Source organism: Halarcobacter ebronensis, assembly GCF_013201825.1.
Classification (GTDB): Bacteria; Campylobacterota; Campylobacteria; order Campylobacterales; family Arcobacteraceae; genus Halarcobacter; species Halarcobacter ebronensis.
In genome coordinates this window covers 2,560,986-2,587,541 of sequence record NZ_CP053836.1, presented here as the reverse complement: position 1 = coordinate 2,587,541, position 26,556 = coordinate 2,560,986, and the positions used below count along the sequence as shown (strand labels likewise).

At 32.1% G+C, this 26,556-nt stretch carries 20 protein-coding genes, 2 tRNA genes and 3 rRNA genes; 17 read left to right on the top strand and 8 right to left on the bottom strand.

Annotated features, from left to right (window positions below; translation table 11 throughout):
• Window positions 1-24: 24 nt before the first annotated feature.
• Window positions 25-1,182: a MalY/PatB family protein gene (locus AEBR_RS12790; RefSeq protein WP_129088383.1), complete on the bottom strand. Its 1,158-nt coding sequence runs from the start codon at window positions 1,180-1,182 to the stop codon at window positions 25-27.
• Between the two features lie 84 nt (window positions 1,183-1,266).
• On the opposite strand from AEBR_RS12790, the gene AEBR_RS12785 reads away from it, so the two are divergent.
• Entirely contained in the window at window positions 1,267-3,081 is a 1,815-nt protein-coding gene (locus tag AEBR_RS12785; protein WP_129088384.1) for a menaquinone biosynthesis decarboxylase, read from the top strand.
• 7 nt (window positions 3,082-3,088) lie between these two features.
• Here the strand turns inward: AEBR_RS12785 and AEBR_RS12780 are convergent, their stop codons facing one another.
• Both AEBR_RS12780 and AEBR_RS12775 read right to left on the bottom strand, forming a co-directional pair.
• Window positions 3,089-3,907: a transporter substrate-binding domain-containing diguanylate cyclase gene (locus tag AEBR_RS12780; protein WP_420370943.1), complete on the bottom strand. Its 819-nt coding sequence runs from the start codon at window positions 3,905-3,907 to the stop codon at window positions 3,089-3,091.
• A 227-nt stretch (window positions 3,908-4,134) separates the two neighbouring features.
• Window positions 4,135-5,367: an ABC transporter substrate-binding protein gene (locus AEBR_RS12775; protein ID WP_129088386.1), complete on the bottom strand. Its 1,233-nt coding sequence runs from the start codon at window positions 5,365-5,367 to the stop codon at window positions 4,135-4,137.
• Window positions 5,368-5,482: 115 nt separating this feature from the next.
• On the opposite strand from AEBR_RS12775, the gene AEBR_RS12770 reads away from it, so the two are divergent.
• The 9 genes from AEBR_RS12770 (at window position 5,483) to AEBR_RS12730 (ending at window position 13,998) form a co-directional block, all read left to right on the top strand.
• A complete protein-coding gene (locus AEBR_RS12770; RefSeq protein ID WP_128983444.1) occupies window positions 5,483-6,052 on the top strand; it encodes an anthranilate synthase component II in 570 nt (189 codons plus the stop codon).
• Window positions 6,049-7,245 carry a hypothetical protein gene (locus AEBR_RS12765; protein ID WP_129088387.1) on the top strand — a complete coding sequence of 399 codons (1,197 nt, stop codon included), beginning with the start codon at window positions 6,049-6,051 and terminating at the stop codon, window positions 7,243-7,245. The genes AEBR_RS12770 and AEBR_RS12765 overlap by 4 nt, the downstream gene beginning before the upstream one ends.
• On the top strand, window positions 7,245-7,868 hold the full coding sequence (locus tag AEBR_RS12760) for a type II secretion system protein (protein WP_129088388.1): 624 nt from the start codon (window positions 7,245-7,247) through the stop codon (window positions 7,866-7,868). The genes AEBR_RS12765 and AEBR_RS12760 overlap by 1 nt, the downstream gene beginning before the upstream one ends.
• A gap of 299 nt (window positions 7,869-8,167) precedes the next feature.
• Window positions 8,168-9,685 (top strand): 16S ribosomal RNA (locus tag AEBR_RS12755).
• Between the two features lie 144 nt (window positions 9,686-9,829).
• A tRNA-Ile gene (locus AEBR_RS12750) sits at window positions 9,830-9,906 on the top strand.
• A 36-nt stretch (window positions 9,907-9,942) separates the two neighbouring features.
• Window positions 9,943-10,018 (top strand) — tRNA-Ala (locus AEBR_RS12745).
• Window positions 10,019-10,389: 371 nt separating this feature from the next.
• Window positions 10,390-13,274: ribosomal RNA gene (locus tag AEBR_RS12740) — 23S ribosomal RNA — on the top strand.
• Between the two features lie 156 nt (window positions 13,275-13,430).
• Window positions 13,431-13,546: ribosomal RNA gene (gene rrf / locus AEBR_RS12735) — 5S ribosomal RNA — on the top strand.
• Together the 16S, 23S and 5S rRNA genes with 2 tRNA genes alongside form the textbook arrangement of a ribosomal RNA operon.
• Before the next feature lie 218 nt (window positions 13,547-13,764).
• A complete protein-coding gene (locus AEBR_RS12730) occupies window positions 13,765-13,998 on the top strand; it encodes a hypothetical protein (protein ID WP_129088057.1) in 234 nt (77 codons plus the stop codon).
• Window positions 13,999-14,039: 41 nt separating this feature from the next.
• Here AEBR_RS12730 and AEBR_RS12725 read toward each other — a convergent pair whose 3' ends face one another.
• Both AEBR_RS12725 and AEBR_RS12720 read right to left on the bottom strand, forming a co-directional pair.
• A complete protein-coding gene (locus tag AEBR_RS12725) occupies window positions 14,040-14,552 on the bottom strand; it encodes a peptidylprolyl isomerase (RefSeq protein ID WP_129088058.1) in 513 nt (170 codons plus the stop codon).
• A gap of 15 nt (window positions 14,553-14,567) precedes the next feature.
• Window positions 14,568-16,358 (bottom strand): peptidoglycan D,D-transpeptidase FtsI family protein, encoded by a 1,791-nt coding sequence (locus tag AEBR_RS12720; protein ID WP_228712200.1) that lies wholly within the window; start codon window positions 16,356-16,358, stop codon window positions 14,568-14,570.
• A gap of 109 nt (window positions 16,359-16,467) precedes the next feature.
• On the opposite strand from AEBR_RS12720, the gene AEBR_RS12715 reads away from it, so the two are divergent.
• Together AEBR_RS12715 and AEBR_RS12710 are read left to right on the top strand one after the other, a co-directional pair.
• Window positions 16,468-17,703 (top strand): FtsW/RodA/SpoVE family cell cycle protein, encoded by a 1,236-nt coding sequence (locus tag AEBR_RS12715; RefSeq protein ID WP_129088060.1) that lies wholly within the window; start codon window positions 16,468-16,470, stop codon window positions 17,701-17,703.
• The gene (locus AEBR_RS12710) at window positions 17,703-18,722 is read left to right on the top strand and encodes a UDP-N-acetylglucosamine--N-acetylmuramyl-(pentapeptide) pyrophosphoryl-undecaprenol N-acetylglucosamine transferase (RefSeq protein WP_129088061.1); all 1,020 of its coding nucleotides are present in this window, start codon (window positions 17,703-17,705) and stop codon (window positions 18,720-18,722) included. The genes AEBR_RS12715 and AEBR_RS12710 overlap by 1 nt, the downstream gene beginning before the upstream one ends.
• On the opposite strand, the gene AEBR_RS12705 is transcribed toward AEBR_RS12710, so the two are convergent.
• Both AEBR_RS12705 and AEBR_RS12700 read right to left on the bottom strand, forming a co-directional pair.
• Window positions 18,702-19,472, bottom strand: coding sequence for an undecaprenyl-diphosphate phosphatase (locus AEBR_RS12705; protein ID WP_129088062.1), 771 nt, complete (start codon window positions 19,470-19,472; stop codon window positions 18,702-18,704). The genes AEBR_RS12710 and AEBR_RS12705 overlap by 21 nt on opposite strands.
• A complete protein-coding gene (locus AEBR_RS12700; RefSeq protein WP_129088063.1) occupies window positions 19,472-20,131 on the bottom strand; it encodes an MqnA/MqnD/SBP family protein in 660 nt (219 codons plus the stop codon). Before AEBR_RS12700 ends, AEBR_RS12705 begins: the two co-directional genes overlap by 1 nt.
• Window positions 20,132-20,201: 70 nt before the next feature.
• Between AEBR_RS12700 and AEBR_RS12695 the strand changes: the two genes are divergently transcribed.
• The 5 genes from AEBR_RS12695 to glnA all read left to right on the top strand — a co-directional run bounded on the left by AEBR_RS12695 (window position 20,202) and on the right by glnA (window position 24,478).
• Window positions 20,202-20,423 carry a MoaD/ThiS family protein gene (locus AEBR_RS12695; protein ID WP_129088064.1) on the top strand — a complete coding sequence of 74 codons (222 nt, stop codon included), beginning with the start codon at window positions 20,202-20,204 and terminating at the stop codon, window positions 20,421-20,423.
• A gap of 1 nt (window position 20,424) precedes the next feature.
• Window positions 20,425-20,868: a molybdopterin synthase catalytic subunit gene (locus AEBR_RS12690; protein ID WP_129088065.1), complete on the top strand. Its 444-nt coding sequence runs from the start codon at window positions 20,425-20,427 to the stop codon at window positions 20,866-20,868.
• Window positions 20,868-22,118, top strand: a complete 1,251-nt coding sequence (locus AEBR_RS12685) for a GGDEF domain-containing response regulator (protein ID WP_129088066.1) — start codon at window positions 20,868-20,870, stop codon at window positions 22,116-22,118. The genes AEBR_RS12690 and AEBR_RS12685 overlap by 1 nt, the downstream gene beginning before the upstream one ends.
• Window positions 22,115-22,915, top strand: a complete 801-nt coding sequence (gene hisJ, locus AEBR_RS12680) for a histidinol-phosphatase HisJ (protein ID WP_129088067.1) — start codon at window positions 22,115-22,117, stop codon at window positions 22,913-22,915. The genes AEBR_RS12685 and hisJ overlap by 4 nt, the downstream gene beginning before the upstream one ends.
• 135 nt (window positions 22,916-23,050) lie before the next feature.
• Window positions 23,051-24,478 (top strand): type I glutamate--ammonia ligase, encoded by a 1,428-nt coding sequence (gene glnA, locus AEBR_RS12675; RefSeq protein ID WP_129088068.1) that lies wholly within the window; start codon window positions 23,051-23,053, stop codon window positions 24,476-24,478.
• A 71-nt stretch (window positions 24,479-24,549) separates the two neighbouring features.
• On the opposite strand, the gene AEBR_RS12670 is transcribed toward glnA, so the two are convergent.
• A complete protein-coding gene (locus tag AEBR_RS12670; RefSeq protein ID WP_129088069.1) occupies window positions 24,550-26,556 on the bottom strand; it encodes a penicillin-binding protein 1A in 2,007 nt (668 codons plus the stop codon).

The following is a 26,556-nucleotide window of genomic DNA, read 5'->3' as shown; positions in this document are numbered from 1 at the left end:
GGTAATACTTGTAAAAAATTACCATCAAAAAAATGTAACTATTTTACTCAAACCTTTTTCTAGTTCAGATTGAGGTAGAGCACAATTAAGCCTAAAATACCCTTTGCCTTCCCTTCCAAAGGTACTTCCTTCATTTAAAGCAACTTTTGACTCCTCCAATAACTTTTGTTTCACTTTGTTATAGTCATTAGTAATTTTTTTAAAGCTTAACCAAAGTAAGTATGTAGCTTCTGGTTCTAAAAATTCAATTTTAGAGTTATTTTTTTCTAAAAAATCTTTAGTAAAATTTATGTTTTTCTTTAAATAAACTAATAATTCATCAAGCCAAGAATCTCCCAACTCATAAGCAGCTTCAAGGGCAGTAAAACCAAATACATTTATTGATTTAACTTCTCTTTTTTCAATTATTGTTTTAAAGGTATTCATAATTTCACTGTTTTTTGAGATTGCATAACCACATTTTAGACCAGCGGTGTTAAATGTTTTCCCTGGAGAGTTTAATGTAAGAGTATTCATTGCAATCTCATCCGAGATTGTGGCGATTGGTGTGAATTTTTTAAATACTATATCTGAATGAATTTCATCACTTATAATTAATATGTTATTATCTAAACATATTTGTGCAAGTTCTTTTAACTCCTCTTTACTCCATACTCTTCCTACTGGATTGTGAGGTGAACATAAAACAAAAATTTTTGTTTTTGGTGTGATTTTCTTTTTTAGGTCCTCTAAATCCATTGTGTAGTAACCATTGTTTTCTTTAAGTGGATTAGTTACTAAAACTCTATTATTTGATTTTATATGCTTAAAAAGGGGAAAATAAACAGGAGTTTGAACAATAACTTCATCCCCAACTTCGCTAAAAGCTTCAATTGCAGCACTGTATGCTGGAACAACACCATTTACAAAAGTGATCCAAGATGTATCAATATTCCAATTGTGTCTTTTTTTCATCCAATTTTTTACTGCATCAAAAGTTCTTTGGGTAGCAATTGGATAACCATATAATCCTTTTTTAGCTCTCTCTAAAATTACATTATTAACTACATCAGGGGTTTTAAAATCCATATCAGCAACCCACAAAGGTTGAAGATCTTCGTAACCAAAATAGATATCAAGTGCATCATATTTAGAACAAGAGGTGTTTTTTCTATCAATTATTTCATCAAAATTATAAATCATACAAATTTTTCCTACTATAAAGTTTTTTTTATGGATAAAATGATATAAGATTTACACTAATTTTTAGGTTATTTTGAGGACGTAATGAAAGAAACTATTGAAATTTTAAAGAAGAATGATTTACTAAGAGTAATTGATGATGAATTGGATATCTATTTGGAGATACCACATATTGCATATATTGAAGTAAAAAAAGAGAATAGTAAGGCTCTTTTATTTACAAATGTAGTTGATAAAAAAAGTGGAAAAAAATTTGATATTCCCGTATTAATGAACGTATTTTGTAATGAAAAAGCTGTAAAACTTTTTATTGGTGATGGGGATATGATAGGAAAAGAGATAGAGTCTCTTCTTAAAATGAAACCACCCACAACCTTTTCAGAGAAACTCTCTACTTTTGGTAAACTATTCTCTTTAAAAAATACAATTCCTAAAAAGATAAAAGGAAAAGGTGAGTGTCAAGAGGTTATAAAATTAGGAGATGATGCAAAACTTTCTGATTTACCTATATTAACAACTTGGGAAAAAGATGGTGGACCATTTATTACCATGGGACAAGTTTATACAACTTCTTTAAATGGTGAGATGAAAAATCTAGGAATGTATAGACTTCAAGTCTATGATGATAATACATTAGGAATGCATTGGCAAATACATAAAGACTCAAATCACTTTTTCCATGAGTATAAAAAAGCTGGCAAAAAAATGCCTGTATCAATCGGAATTGGTGGGGATCCTATGTATATTTGGTGTGGACAAGCTCCGCTTCCTATTGGAGTATTTGAACTTATGCTTTATGGTTTTGTAAAAAATAAACCAGCTCAATTGGTAAAATCTATTACAAATGATATTTGGATTCCAAAAGATAATGATTTTGTAATTGAAGGTTTTGTTGATACTTCAAAAATGAAAATAGAGGGACCTTTTGGAGACCATACGGGATATTATACTTTAGAAGAGGAGTATCCCTTCTTAGAAATCAGTGCAATAACCCATAAAAAAGAGCCAACTTATCTTGCAACAGTTGTTGGAAAACCACCTTTAGAAGATAAATATATGGGGCATGCAACTGAGAGAATCTTTTTACCTCTTTTAAAAACAACTGCACCTGATTTAATTGATTATTATATGCCAGAAAATGGAGTGTTTCATAATTTAATAATTGCAAAAATAAAAACTTTATATCCTGGGCATGCTCAACAAATGATGCATGCATTTTGGGGAGTAGGGCAGATGAGTTTTGTAAAACATGCAATTTTTGTAGGAGAAGATGCTCCTACTCTTACAGATCATCAAGCAATCTCTGAATATATTTTAAATAGAGTAAATATTGATGAGATTTTAATATCAAAGGGGGTTGTAGATGCCCTTGACCACTCTAGTCCAAAATTTGCAATTGGTGGAAAACTTGGTCTTGACTGTACAGGAGATGAGGTAGAAGAGTCAAAAATAAAAGTTGTTGAAGATGATGAGTTATTAAATAAAATGCAAAATATTTGCAGTGATATAAAAGAGTTAAAACAATATTTTATAAATACAAAAAACCCTATTACTGTAATTAGTGTAGATAAAAAAATAAATCAGAAAAAACTATTTGAGAGCTTAAATCCACTATATGAAAATATGAAAATATTAGTAATTGTAGATGCTGCAAATCAAAATGATGTGGAAAACTCATATATGCTTTTATGGAGAGTTGTAAATAATATTGATTCAAACAGAGATATTTTTATTGAATCAAATACTATTTGTATAGATGGAACAAATAAAAATATATTAGATAACTTTGATAGAAGATGGCCTGGAGATGTTGATTGTACAAAAGAGGTTATTGATTCTTTAAGACAAAGAGGTATTTTAGATATAAGTGATGAGTTTATAAAAAAATTCCAGTTGTAAAAGGGCTTTAAGCCACTTTTACGCTGTTTTTGCCATGTTTTTTAACATAATACATAGCATGGTCAACCCTTGAAAGAATGCTATCTTCATTATCACTCTCTTCAAACTGAGTAACACCAAAACTACAAGTAATGGTTTTATTTACACTAAAATCATTATTTGATATTTTTTCTTTTAAAATATGTGCAATATTTGAAGCTTTTATTTTATCTGTTTCAGGAAGAATAATTATAAACTCTTCTCCTCCCCATCTTCCGAAGTAATCAGCATCTCTAATACTGCTTTTTACCACATTAGATATTTTAACTAGCACTTCATCTCCTATTGAGTGTCCTAGATTATCATTTACAAATTTAAAGTCATCAATATCAAAAAATATAATTGAGAAATCTCTTTTGTATCTTTTAAATCTATGAATCTCTTGATTAATCATAGATTTAATTTTTCTTCTATTAAAAATTTGAGTTAGAGGATCAATATTTGCCATTTGTTGCAACTCTTTTTCAATTTTTGTTCTCTTTTTTATTTCCATATTCATTTTTCTATTACTTCTAATTATAAAAAATATCACAATTATTAAGGGAACAACAACTTTATATATCTCTTTGTAATCATAACTATTTTGAAAAATGACAGAGTAATATTTTGAACTAATTAATTCCCTCTCTTTCTCTGTAATTGTTGAAATAGCCTTATTTAAAAGATTTAGAAGAGTTTTGTTATCTGAATTAACAATTAGTTTGAGTTGATATTTTTCATCAAAAGAACCAACTATTTTGATATTTGTTAAGCCTTCGTATGAAATATTATAGTTCAAAGCTGGCATTTTGCTCACATATGCATAAACTTTTTTCTTTTCTAAAAGTTTAAAGCCTTCATTCGCACTTTTTACTTCAACAAAATCTATTTTTGGATAAGCTTTTTTTAATTCATTAAAATATGATGTATATTTAATTATAGCAATTTTTTTGCCATTTAACTGATTTATATCTGAAATATAGGGTTTGTCATAAAGAGAGGCAATACCAATTTTTATCTCTGTTATTGTGTCTGTTAATACTGTTTTATTTGAAGTACTCTTTTACTAAAGGCATATTTTATTAAATTTGGATTGTGTTTAATCCTTTCAACACTCTCTTTTATATTGGTTGTTATCTCAACATTGCTATTTTTAAAATCAAGTTTTTTTATAAGTAGATTCCAATAGTCAAGTTCTATTCCAGTTAACTCATTATTCATCATCATTGCAAAAGGTTGGAAATTATTATCACTCAAAAGAGTTATTTTTGATTGTTCAATATAATTTTTTTGATCTTTTGAGTATTGAATATTGCTGCTGTCATATATAAAATCTTCAACATTAGCTCTATTTTTTGCATACTGTCCAAAACCTAAAAGAATATATAATCTCTTTATTTCATCAATCTTCTTTTTTTCAATATCTCCTAAAAGTCCTTCATCAATTTTTGAAAGTTTTTTAAGAAGGTTCCCCTCATATATAAGTTGTTCTAGAGTTTTGTTTTGTGTATTGTATTTATCAAAAATCAGTTTTGCAGTCTCTTCTATATTATTAAAAGCATACTCCCATCCCCTCATAGTAGCTTTATAAACTGCTCTAACTCTTTGGGAGTGGTTTTTAAGTTCATCTTGTGAAGTAAAAAATATTCCTCCATAAAAATCAAATCCATAATCTTTTGGGTTTAAAACATTGTATTTTATTCCTCTCTTTTCCAATAAATAAGGCTCATTAGATAGATAACATCCCATTGCCTCTGTGTTACCATTTATCAAATCTTCCAAATCAAAAGAGTGATTTTTGAAACTTATGTCACTAAGTTTTAGCCCTTGAGAGATTATCATTGCATTTATACTTGCAGCAGATCTTGCATCAGAGGTTAACATAACACTTCTATTTTTTAAATCAGAAGGGCTTGTAATATTTGATTCTTTCTTTGATATTAAAACCATTGGTGAATTTTGATATATGGCACTTAATAGAATAATTTTTTTATTATCTAATATATCTATAATAAGGGAAGATTTTCCTACGGCGTAACTATTTGGTGTAGTTAAAATTTTATTTACTATATTGAAATTTGAGTTATACTCTTTTATTGATACATCAAGACTCTCTTTTTCGTAGAAACCTTTTTCTTTTGCCACATAATATCCTGCAAATTGAAATTGATGCAACCAATCCAATTGAATAGTTATCTTCTCCAATTCTTTAGCATAAAGAGTTGTTACAAGTAAAAGAAAGATAGTTGTGATTTTGATTTTATACATATAAAAATTATAATTTATTTTATATTATAAAACACTTTTTAGACATTAAGAAAATACAAATTAAATATAAAACTTGATATAATCATATTTCAATATATATATAGGACAATATTAAATGATTTTAATGATTGATAATTATGACTCTTTTACATACAATATAGTTCAGTATTGCCTAGAGTTAGGTGCCAATTTAAAAGTTATTAGAAATGATGAACTTAGTGTAAAAGAGATTGAAGAGTTAAACCCTGAAAAAATTATAATCTCTCCAGGACCTGCAACTCCTGATGATGCAGGAGTATGTCTTGAAGCAATTAAATATTTTGCGGATAAAAAACCTATTTTAGGTATTTGTTTAGGACATCAAAGTATAGCCCAAGTTTTTGGAGGGGAAGTTATAAAAGCAAAAAATATGATGCATGGTAAAACTTCAAAAATGAAAAGAGTTAAAAAAAGTATAATTTTTGACGGTCTGCCTGATGAGTTTATTCAAACAAGATATCACTCGCTGACAGTAAAAAAAGAGAATCTTCCTGAGTGTATTATCCCAACTTCATACAGTATGGATGATGATGAGATTATGTCTTTAGAGATTAAAGATAAACAAATTTATGGTGTTCAGTTCCATCCTGAGTCTATTATGAGTGAGCATGGATTTACTATTATTAACAACTTTCTTAAAATATGAGTCTCTCTGATAATACTTACAAATATCTTTTTTATGCTATTTTATTTGTAGTATTATCACAACTTTTTTTTGCTGTTGAGACATTAAGTATCTCATATAAAGAGGCATTGAATGTTTTTGTAAACAATTCATTACTCTCTTTAATTACAAAAGCATCAATATATTTTTTTGGACAAAATGACTTTGCTTTAAGAGTCCCTTTTCTAATCTTTTATCTTCTTAGCGTTATATTAATGTACAACTACACAGAAGATTTTTTCAAAAATGAAAAAGATAGATTTATTTCAATTGTGATTTTTATGGTTTTACCTGGACTTCTTAGTGCTGCACTTTTAGTTAATAGTGCAATTATAGTTACATTTCTAACAATTTTTTATCTCTATTATCTAAAAATATTTAAAAAACATTGTTATCTTCTTTTGATTCTTTTTCTTTTTGTGGATAACTCTTTTTCTATTCTTTTTTTAGCACTCTTTTTCAATGCTTTAAAAGAGGATGATAAAAAGGTAATTTTTATAACAGTAACTCTTTTTATCATTTCAATGCTTTTTTATGGGTTTGATACGGGAGGTAAACCAAGAGGATTTTTAGTAGATACTTTTGGAATATACGCCTCAATATTTTCACCTCTACTTTTTATATATTTTTTTTACGCTATATATAGAGATGGAGTAAAAGGTAATAGAGATATTGTGTGGTTTATTTCTGCAACCTCATTAGCTTTTTCTCTGCTCTTCTCTTTTAGACAAAGAATATATATTGAAGACTTTGCACCTTTTGTTGTTATCTATTTACCATATATGATTAGAAACTTCTTTCACTCTTTAAGAGTTAGATTACCACAATTTAGAAAAAGACACTACTATATAACTTGGGCAACATTGCTTTTACTATTTATTAATGTAATGCTAACAATATACAATAAGCCACTATATTTGGTGTTAGAAAATCCAAGAAAACATTTTGCTTATAAATATGATATTGCAAAAGAGGTTGCCTCAATTTTGAAAGCAAATAATATAAATGAGATTGAGAGTGATGAAAAGGAGCTCTTATTAAGGCTTAAATTCTATGGGATAAAAAAGGGTCATAAATATTTTGTATCTACAAGAAAACAGTACTATTATGATTTAGAGATTCCCATTGAATATTTTGACAAAACTGTTGCAACTTTATATATAATAAAGAACTGATGAAAACTGCACTTACTCTATTAGAAGTAATAGTTGTAATTTCATTAATATCAATAATCTATTTTACTCAATCAAACAAAACTTTCACAAATACAGATTTAGAAAAAGCTGCAAATAGAATAGTGCTTTATTTAAAACAGACAAGGTATCAAGCTTTAATAGCTGATAGAAGAAATGAAAATGTATCTTTATGGTATAAAAGAAGATGGACAATGAAGTTTTTTAGATGTAGTGAAAGTGTTGGTGGAATCTATTATGTAATATATAGTGATGAAAATGAAACAGGACATCCAAATAAAGATGAATCACTAATTGATCCCTTAACAAGAAAAAGAGTTTACTCTTCAAATAGTTGTGAAAGTAGTAATGATACAAGTAAGTATGTTCTTCTTACAAAAGAGTTTGGAATTAAAAGTGTAAACATTAGTTGTAATAACACTACAAGTTTAGGTCAAATATCTTTTGGAAGAGATGGAAAAGTCTATTCAAAACTAAGTAATAGTGAAAATTCTGAAGATGAATATGAAATTTTTGAAAAATGTAAAATAGAGTTAATATCTAAAGAAGACCAAAAAATAGGCATTTTTATTGAACCTAAAACAGGATTTACACACAAAGAGTAGCTAAAACCCAAAAATTTTCAAAATTTAAGGTTTAATTTAGTTTAAACTCTTGACAAAGGTAAAAAATTTGTCTATAATTCCCGTCCAATTTCAGAGGAACGACACAAAGTTCTAAAGGGATACGATCTTTAAAAACTCAGGTTTGTTAAGAGAGAAATAATCTTTATAAACCGAATATGAAATGACAAAAAAAATACAAGAGAATATGTGAATAACATATCCTTGTCTATTAACACGAGATTTGATTTTGTTACAATAGTAATAGAATTAAAGTCAAGATTAAATAATCTATAAATATTTTTATGGAGAGTTTGATCCTGGCTCAGAGTGAACGCTGGCGGCGTGCCTAACACATGCAAGTCGAACGAGAACGGGGTAAAGCTTGCTTTACTTGTCAGCTAAGTGGCGCACGGGTGAGTAATGTATAGTTAACCTGCCCTCAAGAAAGGAATAACAGATGGAAACGTCTGCTAATGCCCTATATGCCCATAATACAAAAGTATGCTGGGGAAACGCTTTAGTGCTTGAGGATGGGACTGTATTGTATCAGTTAGTTGGTGAGGTAATGGCTCACCAAGACAATGACGCATAACTGGTTTGAGAGGATGATCAGTCACACTGGAACTGAGACACGGTCCAGACTCCTACGGGAGGCAGCAGTGGGGAATATTGCACAATGGAGGAAACTCTGATGCAGCAACGCCGCGTGGAGGATGACACTTTTCGGAGCGTAAACTCCTTTTATATAGGAAGATAATGACGGTACTATATGAATAAGCACCGGCTAACTCCGTGCCAGCAGCCGCGGTAATACGGAGGGTGCAAGCGTTACTCGGAATCACTGGGCGTAAAGAGCGTGTAGGCGGATAGATAAGTCAGAAGTGAAATCCAATAGCTCAACTATTGAACTGCTTTTGAAACTGTCTATCTAGAGTATGGGAGAGGTAGATGGAATTTCTGGTGTAGGGGTAAAATCCGTAGAGATCAGAAGGAATACCGATTGCGAAGGCGATCTACTGGAACATTACTGACGCTGAGACGCGAAAGCGTGGGGAGCAAACAGGATTAGATACCCTGGTAGTCCACGCCCTAAACGATGTGCACTAGTTGTTGCGATGCTAGACATTGCAGTAATGCAGTAAACACATTAAGTGCACCGCCTGGGGAGTACGGTCGCAAGATTAAAACTCAAAGGAATAGACGGGGACCCGCACAAGCGGTGGAGCATGTGGTTTAATTCGACGATACGCGAAGAACCTTACCTGGACTTGACATTTACAGAACTTTCTAGAGATAGATTGGTGTCTGCTTGCAGAAACTGTAGGACAGGTGCTGCACGGCTGTCGTCAGCTCGTGTCGTGAGATGTTGGGTTAAGTCCCGCAACGAGCGCAACCCACGTCGTTAGTTGCTAACAGTTCGGCTGAGAACTCTAACGAGACTGCCTACGCAAGTAGGAGGAAGGTGTGGACGACGTCAAGTCATCATGGCCCTTACGTCCAGGGCTACACACGTGCTACAATGGGGCATACAAAGAGCTGCAATATCGTGAGGTGGAGCAAATCTCAAAAATGCCTCCCAGTTCGGATTGTAGTCTGCAACTCGACTACATGAAGTTGGAATCGCTAGTAATCGTAGATCAGCTATGCTACGGTGAATACGTTCCCGGGTCTTGTACTCACCGCCCGTCACACCATGGGAGTTGAACTCATTCGAAGCGGGGATGCTAAAGTAGCTACCCTCCACAGTGGATTCAGCGACTGGGGTGAAGTCGTAACAAGGTAACCGTAGGAGAACCTGCGGTTGGATCACCTCCTTTCAGAGATTATGTACCTTATTAAGATTCGTTTCTTAATAAGCATAAGAGAAGAGAAGATAAACAATTATCTTCTCAAAAAGCTACATAAGTAGCAAGTCATTCATGTTCGGTTTATAAAGATTATTTAAATAAATAGGTGAAGATGGGCCTATAGCTCAGCTGGCTAGAGCGCTCGACTGATAATCGTGAGGTCCCAGGTTCAAGTCCTGGTAGGCCCACCATGATTTAGATAATCTAAAGATTATAGAATAATAGTTGGGGATATAGCTCAGCTGGGAGAGCGCCTGCCTTGCACGCAGGAGGTCAGCGGTTCGATCCCGCTTATCTCCACCATCTATTAGAAGCAAATCAAGAGAAGAGTTTATAAAAACTAAATATAAGTCTTAAAATAGATAAGATTTATATTTGGTTTTAAAAGAACCAAAGCGTTACCTTGAAAAAACTTGTTTTTTTAAGTTAGCATGATATTTAAAAACATAATGTTAAAGTCTTTAATTTTTTTCGTTTAAATTGTCTTTCGTATGAAGATGATTTAAAAAAATAAAATTTCATATCTAAAAAAAAGTTGACTTGAAAGAACAATAGTTTTTTTAAGAAAATAAATAGATAGACACAACTGTTTTGTTGAATTGTTAAATTCAATAAGATAGTAGCCAAGGAATAATTATTCAAAAAAGGTAAGATAACGAAAGTTATTTTATTCTCAATAAGCTATAAAGGGCTAATGGTGGATGCCTTGACTGTAAGAGGCGATGAAGGACGTACTAGACTGCGATAAGCATTGGGGAGCCGTCAAGAGGCTTTGATCCAGTGATTTCCGAATGGGACAACCCAGTATGTTATGCATACTATCCTTTTTAAAGGAAGCGAACCTGGTGAAGTGAAACATCTCAGTAGCCAGAGGAAAAGAAATCAATTGAGATTCCCAAAGTAGCGGCGAGCGAAATGGGATTAGGGCGCTTAGTGATAGCATTTTAAATAGTAGAATTACCTGGAAAGGTAAACCATAGAGAGTGAAAGTCTCGTATGCGAAATTTTTAATGTGGTACTAGACTAAGGAACGAGTAGGGCGGAACACGTGATATTTTGTCTGAATATGGGAGGACCACCTTCCAACCCTAAATACTACTTACAGATCGATAGTGAACAAGTACCGTGAGGGAAAGGTGAAAAGTACCCCAGTGAGGGGAGTGAAATAGAACCTGAAACCATTAGCTTACAATCATTCAGAGCCCTATGATTTATCAGGGTGATGGACTGCCTTTTGCATAATGAGCCTGCGAGTTGTGGTATCTGGCAAGGTTAAGCCAAGTGTGAAGCCGTAGCGAAAGCGAGTCTTAATAGGGCGAATTAGTCAGATGCTGCAGACCCGAAACGAAGTGATCTATCCATGAGCAGGTTGAAGCTGGTGTAAGAGCTAGTGGAGGACCGAACCGACGGACGTTGAAAAGTCTCCGGATGACTTGTGGATAGGGGTGAAAGGCCAATCAAACTTCGTGATAGCTGGTTCTCTCCGAAATATATTTAGGTATAGCCTCTAGTAGTAGCGTATAGGGGTAGAGCACTGAATGGGCTAGGGCTGCTTACCGCGGTACCAAACCCTATCAAACTTCGAATACTATACGTGTAATCTAGGGAGTCAGGCGGTGGGTGATAAAATCAATCGTCGAGAGGGGAACAACCCAGACTAACAGCTAAGGTCCCAAAGTTACATCTAAGTGGAAAACGATGTGGAGTTACTGTGACAACCAGGAGGTTGGCTTAGAAGCAGCCACCCTTTAAAGAAAGCGTAACAGCTCACTGGTCTAGTGATTCTGCGCGGAAAATATAACGGGGCTAAGATGTACACCGAAGCTTTAGATTCATAATTTATTATGAGTGGTAGGAGAGCGTTCTATTCAGCGTTGAAGATGTACCGGTAAGGAGCGTTGGAGCGGATAGAAGTGAGCATGCAGGCATGAGTAGCGAGAAAAGAGGTGAGAATCCTCTTCGCCGAAAACCCAAGGTTTCCTACGCGATGCTCGTCATCGTAGGGTTAGTCGGGTCCTAAGTCGAGTCCGAAAGGGGTAGACGATGGCAAATTGGTTAATATTCCAATACCAATATATAAGCGCGATGTGGGGACGCATAGAGTTAATCGAGGTCACGGATGGAAGTGTGGCTCGAAGGATGTAGGTTGTAATTTAGGCAAATCCGGATTACGTTAGACCGAGATCTTACAGGCTCTTGACACTCTTCGGAGGAGATAGAGAATCGATGATACTGTCGTGCCAAGAAAAGCCACTAAGTATATTATATATTGCCCGTACCGTAAACCGACACAGGTGGGTGGGATGAGTATTCTAAGGCGCGTGGAAGAACCCTGGTTAAGGAACTCTGCAAACTAGCACCGTATCTTCGGTATAAGGTGTGCCTACTTTGGTATATGGACTTGCTCCAAAAAGCTAAAGAGGTTGCAACAAAGAGTCCCTCCCGACTGTTTACCAAAAACACAGCACTTTGCTAACACGTAAGTGGATGTATAAGGTGTGACGCCTGCCCGGTGCTCGAAGGTTAATTGATGATGTTAGCTCTGCGAAGCATTTGATCGAAGCCCGAGTAAACGGCGGCCGTAACTATAACGGTCCTAAGGTAGCGAAATTCCTTGTCGGTTAAATACCGACCTGCATGAATGGCGTAACGAGATGGGAGCTGTCTCAACCAGGGATCCAGTGAAATTGTAGTGGAGGTGAAAATTCCTCCTACCCGCGGAAAGACGGAAAGACCCCGTGCACCTTTACTACAGCTTGACACTGTAGCTTGGATATTCATGTGCAGGATAGGTGGGAGGCTTTGAAACGTAGACGCCAGTATACGTGGAGCCATCCTTGAGATACCACCCTTGAATATTTGAGTTACTAACTGCGATAGGTTATCCCTATTCAGGACAATGTCTGGTGGGTAGTTTGACTGGGGCGGTCGCCTCCTAAAAAGTAACGGAGGCTTACAAAGGTTAGTTCATGGCGGATGGAAATCGCCAGTTGAGTATAATGGCATAAACTAGCTTGACTGTGAGAGAGACAACTCGAACAGAGACGAAAGTCGGTCATAGTGATCCGGTGGTTCTGTGTGGAAGGGCCATCGCTCAAAGGATAAAAGGTACGCCGGGGATAACAGGCTGATCTCCCCCAAGAGCTCACATCGACGGGGAGGTTTGGCACCTCGATGTCGGCTCATCGCATCCTGGGGCTGGAGCAGGTCCCAAGGGTATGGCTGTTCGCCATTTAAAGCGGTACGCGAGCTGGGTTCAGAACGTCGTGAGACAGTTCGGTCCCTATCTTCCGTGGGCGTAGGAAAGTTGAAGAGATTTGTCCCTAGTACGAGAGGACCGGGATGAACGTACCACTAGTGTACCAATTGTTCTGCCAAGAGCATCGTTGGGTAGCTACGTACGGATGTGATAAGAGCTGAAAGCATCTAAGCTCGAAGCCAACTCTAAGATGAACTTTCCCTGAAGATCCCAGCAAGACTAGCTGGTTGATAGGCTAGATGTGTAAGTGATGAAAGTCATTTAGCTGACTAGTACTAATAGATCGTTTGGCTTATTTTTAATTTCTTGGTTTACTATCTTATTGAGTTTAACTCGTAAGCGTGTATATCTAAATGATATGAATAAAAGAAAACAATAAAGACATTTAACATTTAAACTCATTATATAATGTGAGTAAAGAGATATATTTTTTAAAATACTTTCTTTACTCATATTGCTGGTGGTTATAGCGAGGTGGAAATACCCAGCTCCATTCCGAACCTGGAAGTCAAGCACCTCTGCGCTGATAATACTGCCCCCTACGGGGGTGGAAACGTAAGCCACTGCCAGCTCTTGAGTATTTATGCTTAAAAAGATTTGCATCTTTTTCAGGGACAAAATATTTTTAATCAAGCTTTTAGCTTAATCATTACCTTCATGATTTAGCTAAGAGCTTTTTTTTTATCTAAATTTTATCTCTCCTCTCTGGCTACCTCCTCTTTTTTTTTGTTTGTAACTATTTCGTTGCCATTAACCTTTTATAATTACTTATCTTTTTAAAGGGGCAATTATGAAAGTGATTTATTTAGTTTTATCTGAAGGTAGTGAGTTAGAGTTTGTAGGTAGTGATGAAAACTATAATTTTTTAAGAAATGAGTATTTTAACTATATGGTTGATGAAGAGCAAAAGGTATTCTCTTTCCCTTTTCCAAATAATGGTGAACTATTAGTTAATTTTGATGAAGTGGTTGCAATTTATGCTGAAGAAGATACTGAAGAGTTTGATGACGAAGATGATGAATAGAAAAGTGGTGCTAGAAGATTCTAGCACCTTTTAAAGCAATATTAATTTTTTGACTCTAATATTTCAACAGATTCAATAATATCACCTTGTCTAATGCTATCAAGAACTTCAAAACTCTCTTCATCATTATTTTCTATTTCACCAAAAACTGTGTGATGACCATCTAAATGAGGACAATCAACAAAACAGATGAAAAATTGGCTTCCCCCAGTATTTGGACCTGCGTGAGCCATTGATAAACTTCCTCTATTATGTATCTGTTTAGGAGCATTAGTTTCACATGCTATTGCCCAATCTGGACCACCTGCTCCAGTACCATCTGGACAACCGCCTTGTGCCATAAAATTTTCTATTACTCTATGAAAATTTAATCCATCATAAAATTTATCATTTGCTAGTGTTGCAAAGTTTGCAACTGTATTTGGTGTCTCTTCATAGAATAGTTTTAACCAAATTACACCTTTAGTTGTAGTCATTTTTGCATATTTAAATTTTGAGAGTTCTTCTTTGTTATAGTTATATTCTTTTAACTCTTTTCTTCCAAATCCAAACATTTGTTATCCTTTTTTTTAATTAGAGATTATATCGTTTTTTGGTGATAGATAGTTTAATCGAACTAGATTTTTAACAATCTCTTTAAAAACAGGTACAGCTGACCAAGCTGCATAGTGGTAATACCAATTTTTACCAGTAGAAATTGGGTCAATAACTGTTACACCAATTGTGTAAGAGCTTTTTTCATCATTAACAAAACCAAAAAATGAGGAGATATACTCTTTTTGATATTTACCATCCCTTGCAATTTGTGCTGTTCCTGTTTTACCACCAATTTCCAGACCATCTATTTGAGCTTCTCTTCCTGTTCCTTGTGTTACAGTTTTAATTAATAATCTTTTAATCTCATTTGCTGTTTTAGTTGAAATAATCTTTTCATTTTCAATTTTGTCTTCTTTATATTTATTATTATCAATTTCAACATATGAGACAATCTTAGGTGTTACTGTTACTCCATCATTGTTAAATGCACTATACGCTTTAAGTATCTGCATAAAAGTTGAAGTCATACCTTGACCATAAGAGACAGTTGCTTTAAATACATTATCCTCTTTCTCTTTATCATTTGCAGAAAATTGCCAAACTTTTGGAATCATTCCTATTTTTTCATAAGGCAAATCAATTCCAGTTTTTCTTGTAAAACCAAATCTTTTCATACCTTCATAAAACTCTGGTCCAGTAAGCCTTTGTGCAAGTTGTAATGTTCCTATATTTGAGGAGAAAATAAATATATCATCAAGAGTTAAATAGTTCTTTTTAAATTGGTGATCATCTTTGATTGTAAATCTATCAAGTTTATAAGCACCCTTAGGAAACTCTCCATCTTTATTTACATTTCCCTTATTATTATAAGCAAAAAAGAGTTCATTTTTTTTGATTCTATTCTTATCTATTGCCAATGATATTGCAATGGGTTTTATTACAGAACCAGGTTCAAATTGGTACTCAATTGCATTTACATTTAGAGATGGAATATCATTTTGATAAATTTTTTCAGGATTAAATCTATTTGAAGAGGCAAGCGATAAAATTTTACCAGTCTTACTATCCATAACAGATATAATTATCTCTTGGGCTTGTAGTTTTTCTTTGTAAATATCTAAAATCATTTCATTGTTTTTTTGTAATTTCAAAGGAATATTTAGGACTAAATTTGCTCCATCCACTCTCTGTTTTATAGTTGAGTTTCTATTAAAAGAGATATATGATAAAACATCTCTGTTTCCACTTAAAATACCATCTTTACTGCTATTTAAAAGTTTATCATAGTTACGTTCTAAACCCTTTATCCCTTTTACTTTTGTTTTATCATTTTGAGTTTCAAATTTAGTAATATATCCCACAACTGGAGTTAAAGTTTTTTCATAAGAGTATACACGTTTTTCTCCACTCTCACTAACAGTAAGCCCTCTTAAAATTTTCCCTCCAGGAACTTTTATTGCTTTAAAAACATCCAGTCTTCTTAGCTTAAACTCTAATTCTTTCAGGTTTTTAGCAGTTTTTGAATCAATATTATATGAAAGAACAAGATTCCCTGGTTCTTTTAATGATTCATCAATTTTTTCTACAATTTTTTTATATGGGATGTTACTATAAATAGAGAAAAGTCTAACAAAAAGTTCTTTCTTATCTGTATCTAAAAATCTTGTATCAATTGAGGCTTTATATATCTTTTTTGAGGTTGCAATTTTGAAATTATCAGAACTAATAATATCTCCCCTAACTGAGAGTTCTTTTTTTGAAGTTTCCAAAGAAGGTAGTCTCCGGTACTCTTCCATGGTATCAAAAATTGAAATTATTAACACAATAAGTAAAAAAAGTATAAAGAAAAACAAAAACATAATTTTCTTGATTTTGTTATCTTTTTCCTTTAAATTTGAAGGCATATTTATCCATAATATAATATAATAAAAAATGAATTCTAACAAAAATACAATTAAAAGAAACAATTCCCAAAAAAGAATTTACCAAGCTGATTATGTACTATTTATATTAGTTTCACTACTAATAATAGCAAGCATTATCTTTTCATATTCATTAACAATTTATACAGTAGAATTCTATGGATATAATCAATTTCATTTTTTTATTAGACAATTAACTGTTGGGATTTTATCTATTTTTATTATGTGGGGATTCTCTTTAGTTGAACCAGATAAAATAGTAAATAGAGTAGGAATGGGATTTTTTATCTTTTTCTTTATTTTAATGATAATAATGCCTTTTTTACCTGCCTCTGTAGTTACTGCTTCGGGTGGGGCTAATAGATGGATTAGGTTACCAGGCTTTTCCCTCTCTCCTGTTGAGTTTTTTAAAATTGGATTTATATATTTCTTATCTTGGTCTTTTCATAGAAGATTGATTGAAGTTCCAAGAAAGATTGGCTTAAAACAAGAACTACTACTTCTTATGCCATATTTTATTGCTTTTTTAGTTGTTGTTTTTATTATTGCTTTTTTACAAAAGGATTTAGGTCAAGTTGTATTGCTTGGAGCAATTTTATTTATTCTATTAATATTTGCAAATAGAAGTTATAAAGTTTTCGTATCTTTAGGAGTCGTTGGGATTTTAGCTTTAGTTGGATTGATTATTGCAGCACCCCATAGGATTAAAAGAATCTACTCTTGGTGGGCAATGGTGCAAGATAAAATATTATCAATTTTACCATCTTGGGCAGATAAGTATTTAAGAATTGATGAACTGCCAGAGCCTTATCAAGTTTCTCACTCATTAAATGCAATGCATAATGGTGGTATATTTGGAGAAGGAATTGGTCTTGGAGATATTAAATTAGGTTTCTTAAGTGAAGTTCATACGGACTTTGTTTTAGCTGGAATTACAGAAGAGATAGGATTAATTGGTCTTACTTTTATTACCTTGATTATGTTTTTAATTGTTTTTAGGATTTTTAGAATTAGTGGCAGAGTTGAAAATAAGATTTATCATCTTTTTACAATAGGTGTTGCCTTGATGATAATTATTGCATTTTTGATAAATTCATATGGAATTTCAGGTATGATACCAATCAAAGGGATAGCTGTGCCACTTCTTAGTTATGGTGGGTCGTCAATGCTTGCTATTTCCATTGCAATTGGTTTAGTTTTATCAATTAGCAAATCTGTAGATTTAAGTAAAAGGGTTAATCAATAATGAGAGTTGTAATAACAGGTGGCGGAACGGGCGGACATCTAAAAGTTGCTGATGCATTAATTGAAGAGTATCATAAAAGAGGGATGAAACCTATATTTATAGGTTCAGTTAATGGACAAGATCAAGAGTGGTTTAAAGATGATAAACGATTATATAAAGCCTATTTTTTGGAAACAAGAGGTGTTGTAAATAAAAAGGGTTTTGGGAAAGTGGCTTCTTTGTTTCAAATCTTTAAGGGGATAAATATATGCTTTGATATTTTTGATGAGTTTGATGTAAAAACTGTTATTTCAGTTGGTGGGTTTTCAGCTGCACCTGCAACTTTTACCTCTATTTTATATTTTGGTTGTAAGTTATATATACATGAACAAAATTCAGTTATGGGAACTCTTAACTCAATTACTTCGAAATTTGCAAAACATGTTTTTTCTTCTTTTGATCCAAAATCAGTAGTTAAAGATTATCCAGTATCAAATGAGTTTTTTGATAATGCAAGGATAAGAGATGAACTTAATACAGTGATTTTTTTAGGAGGTTCACAAGGCGCAACTGCAATTAATGACTTTGCTTTAAAAGTTGCTCCAACTCTTAATCGACTTGGGCTTAAGATAATTCATCAAACAGGTAAAAATGATTATGACAGAGTTGCAAAAGAGTATGAAAACTTAAAAATAAATGTTGATGTTTTCCCTTTTTCAAAAGATATCTCTTTGAAAATGAGTGAAGCAGATTTTGCGGTTAGCCGTGCTGGGGCATCAACACTTTGGGAGTTGTGCGCAAACTCATTGCCTACACTATTTGTACCATATCCCCATGCAGCAAAAGATCATCAATATACAAATGCAAAATATTTAGTAGATAGAGATTTGGCTTATCTTTGTAGAGAAGAGAATCTAAGTGAAGAGTTGCTAATTGAGATATTGAAAAAAGACAACTTCTCAATTAGCAAAAAATTGGTTAACTCTATAAACTGCGATGGTGCAGAATCAATAGTCGATTTAATAAATGAAGGTAAGTAATAAAATACCAAAAAGTATTCTATAAATACCAAAGGCTATAAAGGTAAAATTCTCTAGGAATTTAAGAAAAATCTTTATAGTCAAAAAAGCAACAATAAAAGATACAACAAATCCAATCAAAAGATTTAGAAGATTATCTCCAACAAAGAGTTCATTATGATGTTTAAGTAGATCATATCCCGTTGTTGCACACATAACAGGAAAGGCTAAAAGAAAAGAGAATTCAGCACTTGCTTTTCTGTTTAATCCTACTAGCATGGCTCCAATTATAGTTGAACCAGCTCTTGAAGTTCCAGGAATCAAAGCAAAAATTTGTGCTATTCCTATATATAATGCCTGTTTGTATGAAACATCTTCAACATCACTTGTAATATGTTTTTTTTCATCATAATATTTTTCAACAATTAAAAATATTACACCTCCAACAATAAACATTAAAGCAACTACTTCTAATGAAAATAGAGCTTTAACTTGTTTAGAAAAAAGAAATCCAACAGCTCCAATTGGAACAAAAGCTATAAAAATTTTTGTCCATAAATCAATATGTTTAAGTGTAAATTTTGAAGGGTAATTTAAAATAACAGCCAAAATTGCAGCAAATTGTATTATAACTTCATAGGCTTTATTAACATTAGTTTGGTCAAGCCCTAAAAATTCACTTGCAACTATCAAGTGTCCTGTTGAAGAGATTGGTAAAAACTCAGTAAATCCTTCAATTATTCCTAAAACAATAGAATCAATAGCTGTCATTAAAACCCTTTTTGTTTTGCAAACGTTAAAAACTTTTTAAGGGCTTTTTTTTCAGCATTTTTTATATCATAATCAATTCTTTTTAAGTACTCTAAAATATTTTTTCCAGAGACATTTGATCTTTTTGAGTACTCTTTTAGAATGTATTGAGGAATTTTTACCTCTTTTTTATTAAAACTTTTCATTATATCATTTAACATTTTTCCATTTTTTCTATAACATAAGGTTGCAAAAACAAAAGGTAAATTGTATTTCTTTTTCCATTCCAATGCTAAATCAACCACTTTTATATTAGGATTTTCATGGAAAAATTTCAAAGCTTTATCCCCAATTAGAACTTCTCCATGTAGATTTAAAATTTTTGCTAAAGCATTTGAAGTTTCACTTTGATAATCATCTTTATCTTTACCTGGAATTAAAATTACTGATCTTACATCTTTTCTTGCAATGATTCCATAGTCTAATTTTTTTTCACCTCTTGAAGCAATAGAAGAGATAAAACCAGAGTCAACTTTCCCTTTTTTTAGTTTCTTATTGATTTTTGATGGGTATGATTTTTTATAATTAATAATTGACTTTATTTGACTTGACTGAATACGTTTTTTTAAATATACATGAACAGGCAATAAATTAATAAAATCTATTTTTGCAAATATCATCTGCGAGTCCTTCTTTTTTATAAAATTTAATTGGATATAATATCTAAATTGAAGTGAATAAGGGGTTAAAATGGTAAAAGTAGAATTCTTAGGACCAATAAATAAAGAACCAATAGAAGTTGATATAAAAAGTTTAAATGAATTAAGTACAATATTAAAAAATGATGAAGCATTATCAAAGTGGTTAGAAAATTGTGCAGTTGCGGTTAATGATACAATGGTTATTTCAAAAGATATTAGTTTAGAAGATGGTGATAGAGTTTCTCTTCTTCCTCCTGTATGTGGTGGATGAAATGGATAAATTGATTTTATGTGATGGAGCTCTTGATGTTAATAAAATAAATGCATCTTGGTTTGATGAGTATAAAGACTCAAATTTTGGAGCTATTATTACTTTTAATGGAGTAGTAAGAGATGAAAATCAAATTGATGGATTAAGTTTTGATATTTATGAACCAATCTTAAAAAATTGGTTTGATTCATGGCAAAAAAGAGCAAATGAAAATAATGCAATTGTTTTGATGGCTCATAGCAAAGGTGATGTATTAAATCATCAAAGTTCATATATTGCAGCTGTTTGCAGTCCAAAAAGAAGAGTTGCTTTGGAAATGATTGATGAATTTGTTGAAGATTTTAAAGCAAATGCTCCAATTTGGAAATATGATATCATAGATGGCAAAAGAGTTTATGCTGCTGATAGAAGTACTCCTATTAAAGGATCGGGAATATTAAGTTAATGACAAAAAGAGTATTAATTATAGAGGATAGTAAATCTGTTGCAAATACATTGAGCATGCTTATAAATGAGCATTTAGGCTTTGAGACTATAAAAGGTTCATCCCTTGAAGAGTGTGCAAAACTATTCTTAGAGTATAAAGGCAAGTTTGATGTCGCTCTTCTTGATTTGGGACTACCTGATGCTCAACATGGAGAGATAGTTGATTTTGTAGCCAAATTTGACGTTCCTATGATTATTTTAACTGGTTCTTCAACTATTGAAGATGAGATAAAAAATAGAAGTAAAAATATAGTAGATTATGTAGTAAAAGATGGATTATATTCATATAAGTATACACTTTCAATCATAAAAAGAATTATTAACAATGTTAATATGAAAGTTCTAATTGTAGATGATTCTAAAACTTTTTTAGAGAGTACAAAAAATCTTATTGAGAAATATAGATTAACTGTATTTACTGCAACAAATGGTAAAGAAGCTCTTGAAATACTGGAAAACAACAAAAATATAAAAGTTATATTAACAGATTATTATATGCCTATTATGAATGGACTAGAGTTTGTTAGAAGTGTTAGAAAAAATTATAGTAAAGATGAATTATCAATTATTGTTACATCTGTAACACAAGAGAAAACAATTGCCTCAAAGTTTTTAAAATGTGGTGCCAATGACTTTTTATATAAAGGGTTTACGCAAGAAGAGTTATATGTAAGAATAAATGCAAATATTGAGGTTTTGGAACTATTTGAAGAGCTAAAAAATAGAGCAAACAGAGATTTTTTAACAAATCTTTATAATAGAAGATATCTTTTTGAAGTTGGTAATAAAGATTTAAAAATAGCAAATGAAAAGAATCAAAACTTCTTTATTGCACTTATAGATATAGATAAATTTAAAATTATAAATGATACCTATGGACATAGTGTTGGAGATATTGCAATAAAAATGGTTGCAACATTTTTGCAAAACTCTTTTGATGATGAAGAGATAGTCGCAAGATTAGGTGGAGAAGAGTTTTGTATTGTTTTTGCAAATAAAGATATTGATAAAGTAAAAGATAAATTGGAAGAATTACGAAAAATATTTGAAAAAAACTCTATAAAAGTTGATGAACATAGATTAAATTTTACAATCTCTATTGGGTGTTGTTTTAAAAGATTTGATACCCTTGATAAAATGATACAAGAAGCAGATAATGGACTTTATGAAGCAAAAGATTTAGGAAGAAATATGGTGAGATATAGATGAGAGTAGATTTACACAATCATACAACACTTTGTAACCATGCAACTGGAACTATGGAAGAGTATATACAAAAAGCTATAGAAATAGGTATAGATGTTTACGGTTTCTCTGATCATGCACCAATGCCTTTTGATCCAAAATATAGAATGGATATATCTTTAAAAAGTAGCTATGAGAAATCAATTGAAGAGTTACAAGAGAAGTATAAAAATTCAATTGAGATTTTAAAAGCATATGAAGTGGATTTTATGCAAAATAGTTCTTTGATGTTAGATGAAATATTAACCTCAAAAGTTGATTTTTTAATTGGTTCAGTCCATTTTTTACAGGAAAAGAATTCAGAGCTTTGGGGGTTTGATAATCCAGAATTTATTGGAAAATACAAAGAAAAAGATATTGACCTTATTTGGAGTGATTATTTTACTGCCATAAAAGAGTTAGCAAAGAGTAGATTATTTGATATAGTTGGACACCTTGATTTGATTAAACTCTTTAAGTACCTGCCTAAAAAAGATATAAAACTACTAGCAAAAGATGCTCTTAAAGAGATAAAAAAAGCTAATATGGTTATTGAAATCAATGCTGCTGGTTTAAGAAAACCAATAAATGAACCTTATCCATCAAAAGAGCTTTTAGAACTTGCATTTGAGCTTGATATTCCTATTACTTTCTCGTCAGATGCACATAGTGTTGAGCAAGTTGGGTTTATGTACGATGAGGTTAAATCTTTTGCAAAAAGTGTTGGTTATACGAAGTGCGCAACCTTTAAAAATAGAGCTAAAGAGCTAGTTATTTTTTAAACAACTATATACTACTATCATTGAAGAAATTACCAATAAAAAATATTTTATTGTATATTTTTTAATCAATAAATTTATGTTAATTTTTATTTATTTTGATACAATGTTGCATAATTATTTCAAGGAGTTAAAGATATGGGAAAATTCGTAAATAATTCTCAAGAGTTTTTTAAATTTTGTGAGGAAAATGAAGTAAAATTCGTTGACCTTAGATTTTCAGATATGAAAGGTGCATGGCATCACCTAACTTATATGTTAAGTGCTGTAAATGAAGATAACTTAGCAAATGGTATGCCATTTGATGGTTCTTCGATTGATGCATGGCAACCAATTAACAAATCAGATATGCTTTTAAAACCAGATGTTGAAACTGCATTTTTAGATCCGTTTACTGCTGATTCTACAGTTATTCTATTTTGTGATGTTTATGATATTTATAAAGGTCAAATGTATGAAAAATGTCCAAGATCTATTGCTAAAAAAGCATTATCACACCTTGCTGAATCTGGATTAGGAGATGTAGCATACTTTGGACCAGAAAATGAATTCTTTATTTTTGATGATGTAAAAATTGTTGATGAGATTAATGAGTCATACTATAAAGTAGATTCAGAAGAGGGATGTTGGTCAGATTCTACTGATTATGAAGTAGGAAACATGGGACACAGACCAAGAACAAAAGGTGGATATTTCCCAGTTCAACCAATTGACTCAATGGTTGATTTAAGAGCTGAAATGATGCAAGTATTAGAGCAAGTTGGTCTTGAAGTTACTTTAGGACACCATGAAGTTGCTCAAGCTCAAGGTGAAATCGGAGTAAAATTCGGAACACTTGTTGAAGCTGCTGATAATGTTCAAAAATACAAATATGTTTGTAAAATGGTTGCACACTTAAATGGTAAATCTTGTACATTTATGCCAAAACCACTATTTGGTGATAATGGAAATGGTATGCACGTACACCAATCAATCTGGAAAAATGGTAAAAACTTATTCTATTCACAAGGTGAATATGGTAATTTAAGTGAAACTGCAAGACACTACATTGGTGGTGTATTCAAACACGCTAGAGCTGTAGCATCATTTACTAATGCAGCAACTAACTCTTATAAAAGATTAATCCCAGGTTTTGAAGCTCCTTCAATTTTAACTTATTCTTCTCAAAACAGATCTGCTTCTTGTAGAATTCCTTATGGAGCTGGAGAAGCTGCAACAAGAGTTGAAATGAGATTCCCAGATTCAACTGCTTGCCCATACTTAGCATTCGCTGCAATGTTAATGGCTGGACTTGATGGTATTAAAAATAAATTTGAACCAGTTGGACCAATGGATGACGACTTATTTGAATTATCTTTAGATGAGATTAGAGAGAGAAATATTCCTCAAATGCCTCATACATTAAGAGGTTCATTAGAGGCTCTAATTAGAGACAATGAGTTCTTAAAACCAGTATTCTCTCAAGAGATGATTGATACTTATCAACACTATAAATTTGAAAGTCAAGTTTGGCCTTACGAAGCAAGACCAACTGCATTTGAATTTAAATCAACTTACTCTTGCTAGTAGTATTACTACAATAAAAAAGGCTAGTCCAATTTGGACTAGCCTTTTTTTATACCTAAAATATTTTAGTTTTAGAACTCGATAATTTTTCCATCTGAAGATTCACTTGTTGTTGGCATTTGAACTTTTGGAAGTGGAGAGATTTCAGTATAATACTCCTTTTGACCATTTACAAAAGAGCTTTTAACATTAGTATTTATCTCAAATTTTCTATCCAATTCTGGATGTATTTCTAAATATTTTCTATAAAAATATGAAAAAGCTGGTGCGGCTGTTGAACCTCCACCTTCACTTCTTCTCATTGCTGTGTTATCATCTTTCCCATACCATACAACAGTTTGAATTGTAGGAGAGAAACCACAAAACCATGCGTCAACGTTACTATTTGTTGTCCCTGTTTTACCAGCAAGTTCAAGACCTTTTACACTTGCTCTTCTTCCTGTTCCTTTTAACACCACATCTTTTAAGATAGTTTTCATAAGATAGATTTGTTCAGGAGAATCAACATATTTTGTTTCAGGTTCAAAACTAACAGTCTCTCCCTTTACATTAGTAACAGAATTTATCAAATAAGGAGTTACTTGAATACCATCATTTGAGAAAGCACTATAAGCTTTGCTCATATCAATTGGAGAGATAGAAAAAGATCCCAAAGTAATTGATAAATCTCTAGGCATATCTTCAATTCCAAAATTCTCTAAGCCTTTATACATCTCATTAATACCAACATCAGTTACAAGATTGATAGTTGCTAGATTTCTTGATTTTATTAGTGATTCTCTTAGGGTAATAATCCCTTTAAATTTGCCACCATAATTTTTAGGTTGCCAAACTTTCTCTTCTCCCTCAGACTCATATTCGTAGGTTCTTCCAATATCTATTAACTGTGATGCAGGAGAATAACCTAAATCAAGTGCTGTTTGATATAAAAATGGTTTAACAGCAGATCCTGGTTGTCTTTTACTTTGAATAGCTCTATTAAAAGAGGATTCCTCATAATTTACTCCACCAACTAAAGCTAAAATTTTCCCTGTACTATTCTCAATTGATACAAGTGCACCATTTAAGGTATTTACGAAATATCCTTCTTCAACTGGAACTTCCTCATCTGCTTTTTTTATTACATTATTTATTGGATTAGCTTGAAGTTTTTTATCCCTATCAACTATTGCATCATAACCATATTTAAGAGCATTTCTTGCTATTTCTTGTGCATCAAGATCAATTGTAAGATTAATTTTATATCCACCTGATTTAATATCTTCAATATCTTTCCCCAAAATCTTTATAGCAAAATCTACTATATATGGAGCTTTGTTTTTTGTTAAAGTATCATTGTAAACAGTTGGAATATCATTTATAGCATCATTATACTCATCCTCATTTATCCATCCTAAAGTATGCATTCTATTGATTACTTGATTAGCTCTTGTTAGCGCAAATTTAAGATTTCTTGTAGGATCATAAAAACTTGGTGCTTTTGGAAGTCCCACAAGAATAGCTATCTCTTTTAGATTTAATTCAAAAAGATCTTTTCTAAAATAACCTTGCGCAGCTGTTCTAATACCATAATAGCTATGCCCAAAATATACTTGATTTAGATATCTTTCCAAAATTTGTTCTTTTGTTAAAACATTTTCTAATTTAATTGCTAAAAGAGCCTCTTTTATTTTTCTCATCAATTTCTTTTCTCTTGTTAATGAGACACTTTTTATAAGTTGTTGAGTTAGAGTACTAGCCCCTTCAACATAACCCATTGCTTTTACATTTTTTATCATTGCTCTACTAATTGCATCTGGATTTATTCCATGGTGTTCAAAGAAATTTGTATCTTCAATTGCAACAAGTGCTTCTACAACTCTTGCAGGAATATCTTCATATTTTACATAGAGTCTATGCTCTTTATTAAATATGTTCGCAATAAGTCTTCCCTCTTTGTCAAAGAATTGGGTTGTCATTGGTGGATTGTAGTTTACAACTTCATCTAAATCGCCTCTAATATCATTATACAAGACTAAAAGCCATCCTACAACACCTATACAAAGTGCCAATAAAAAAGTGAATATATATTTTTTCAT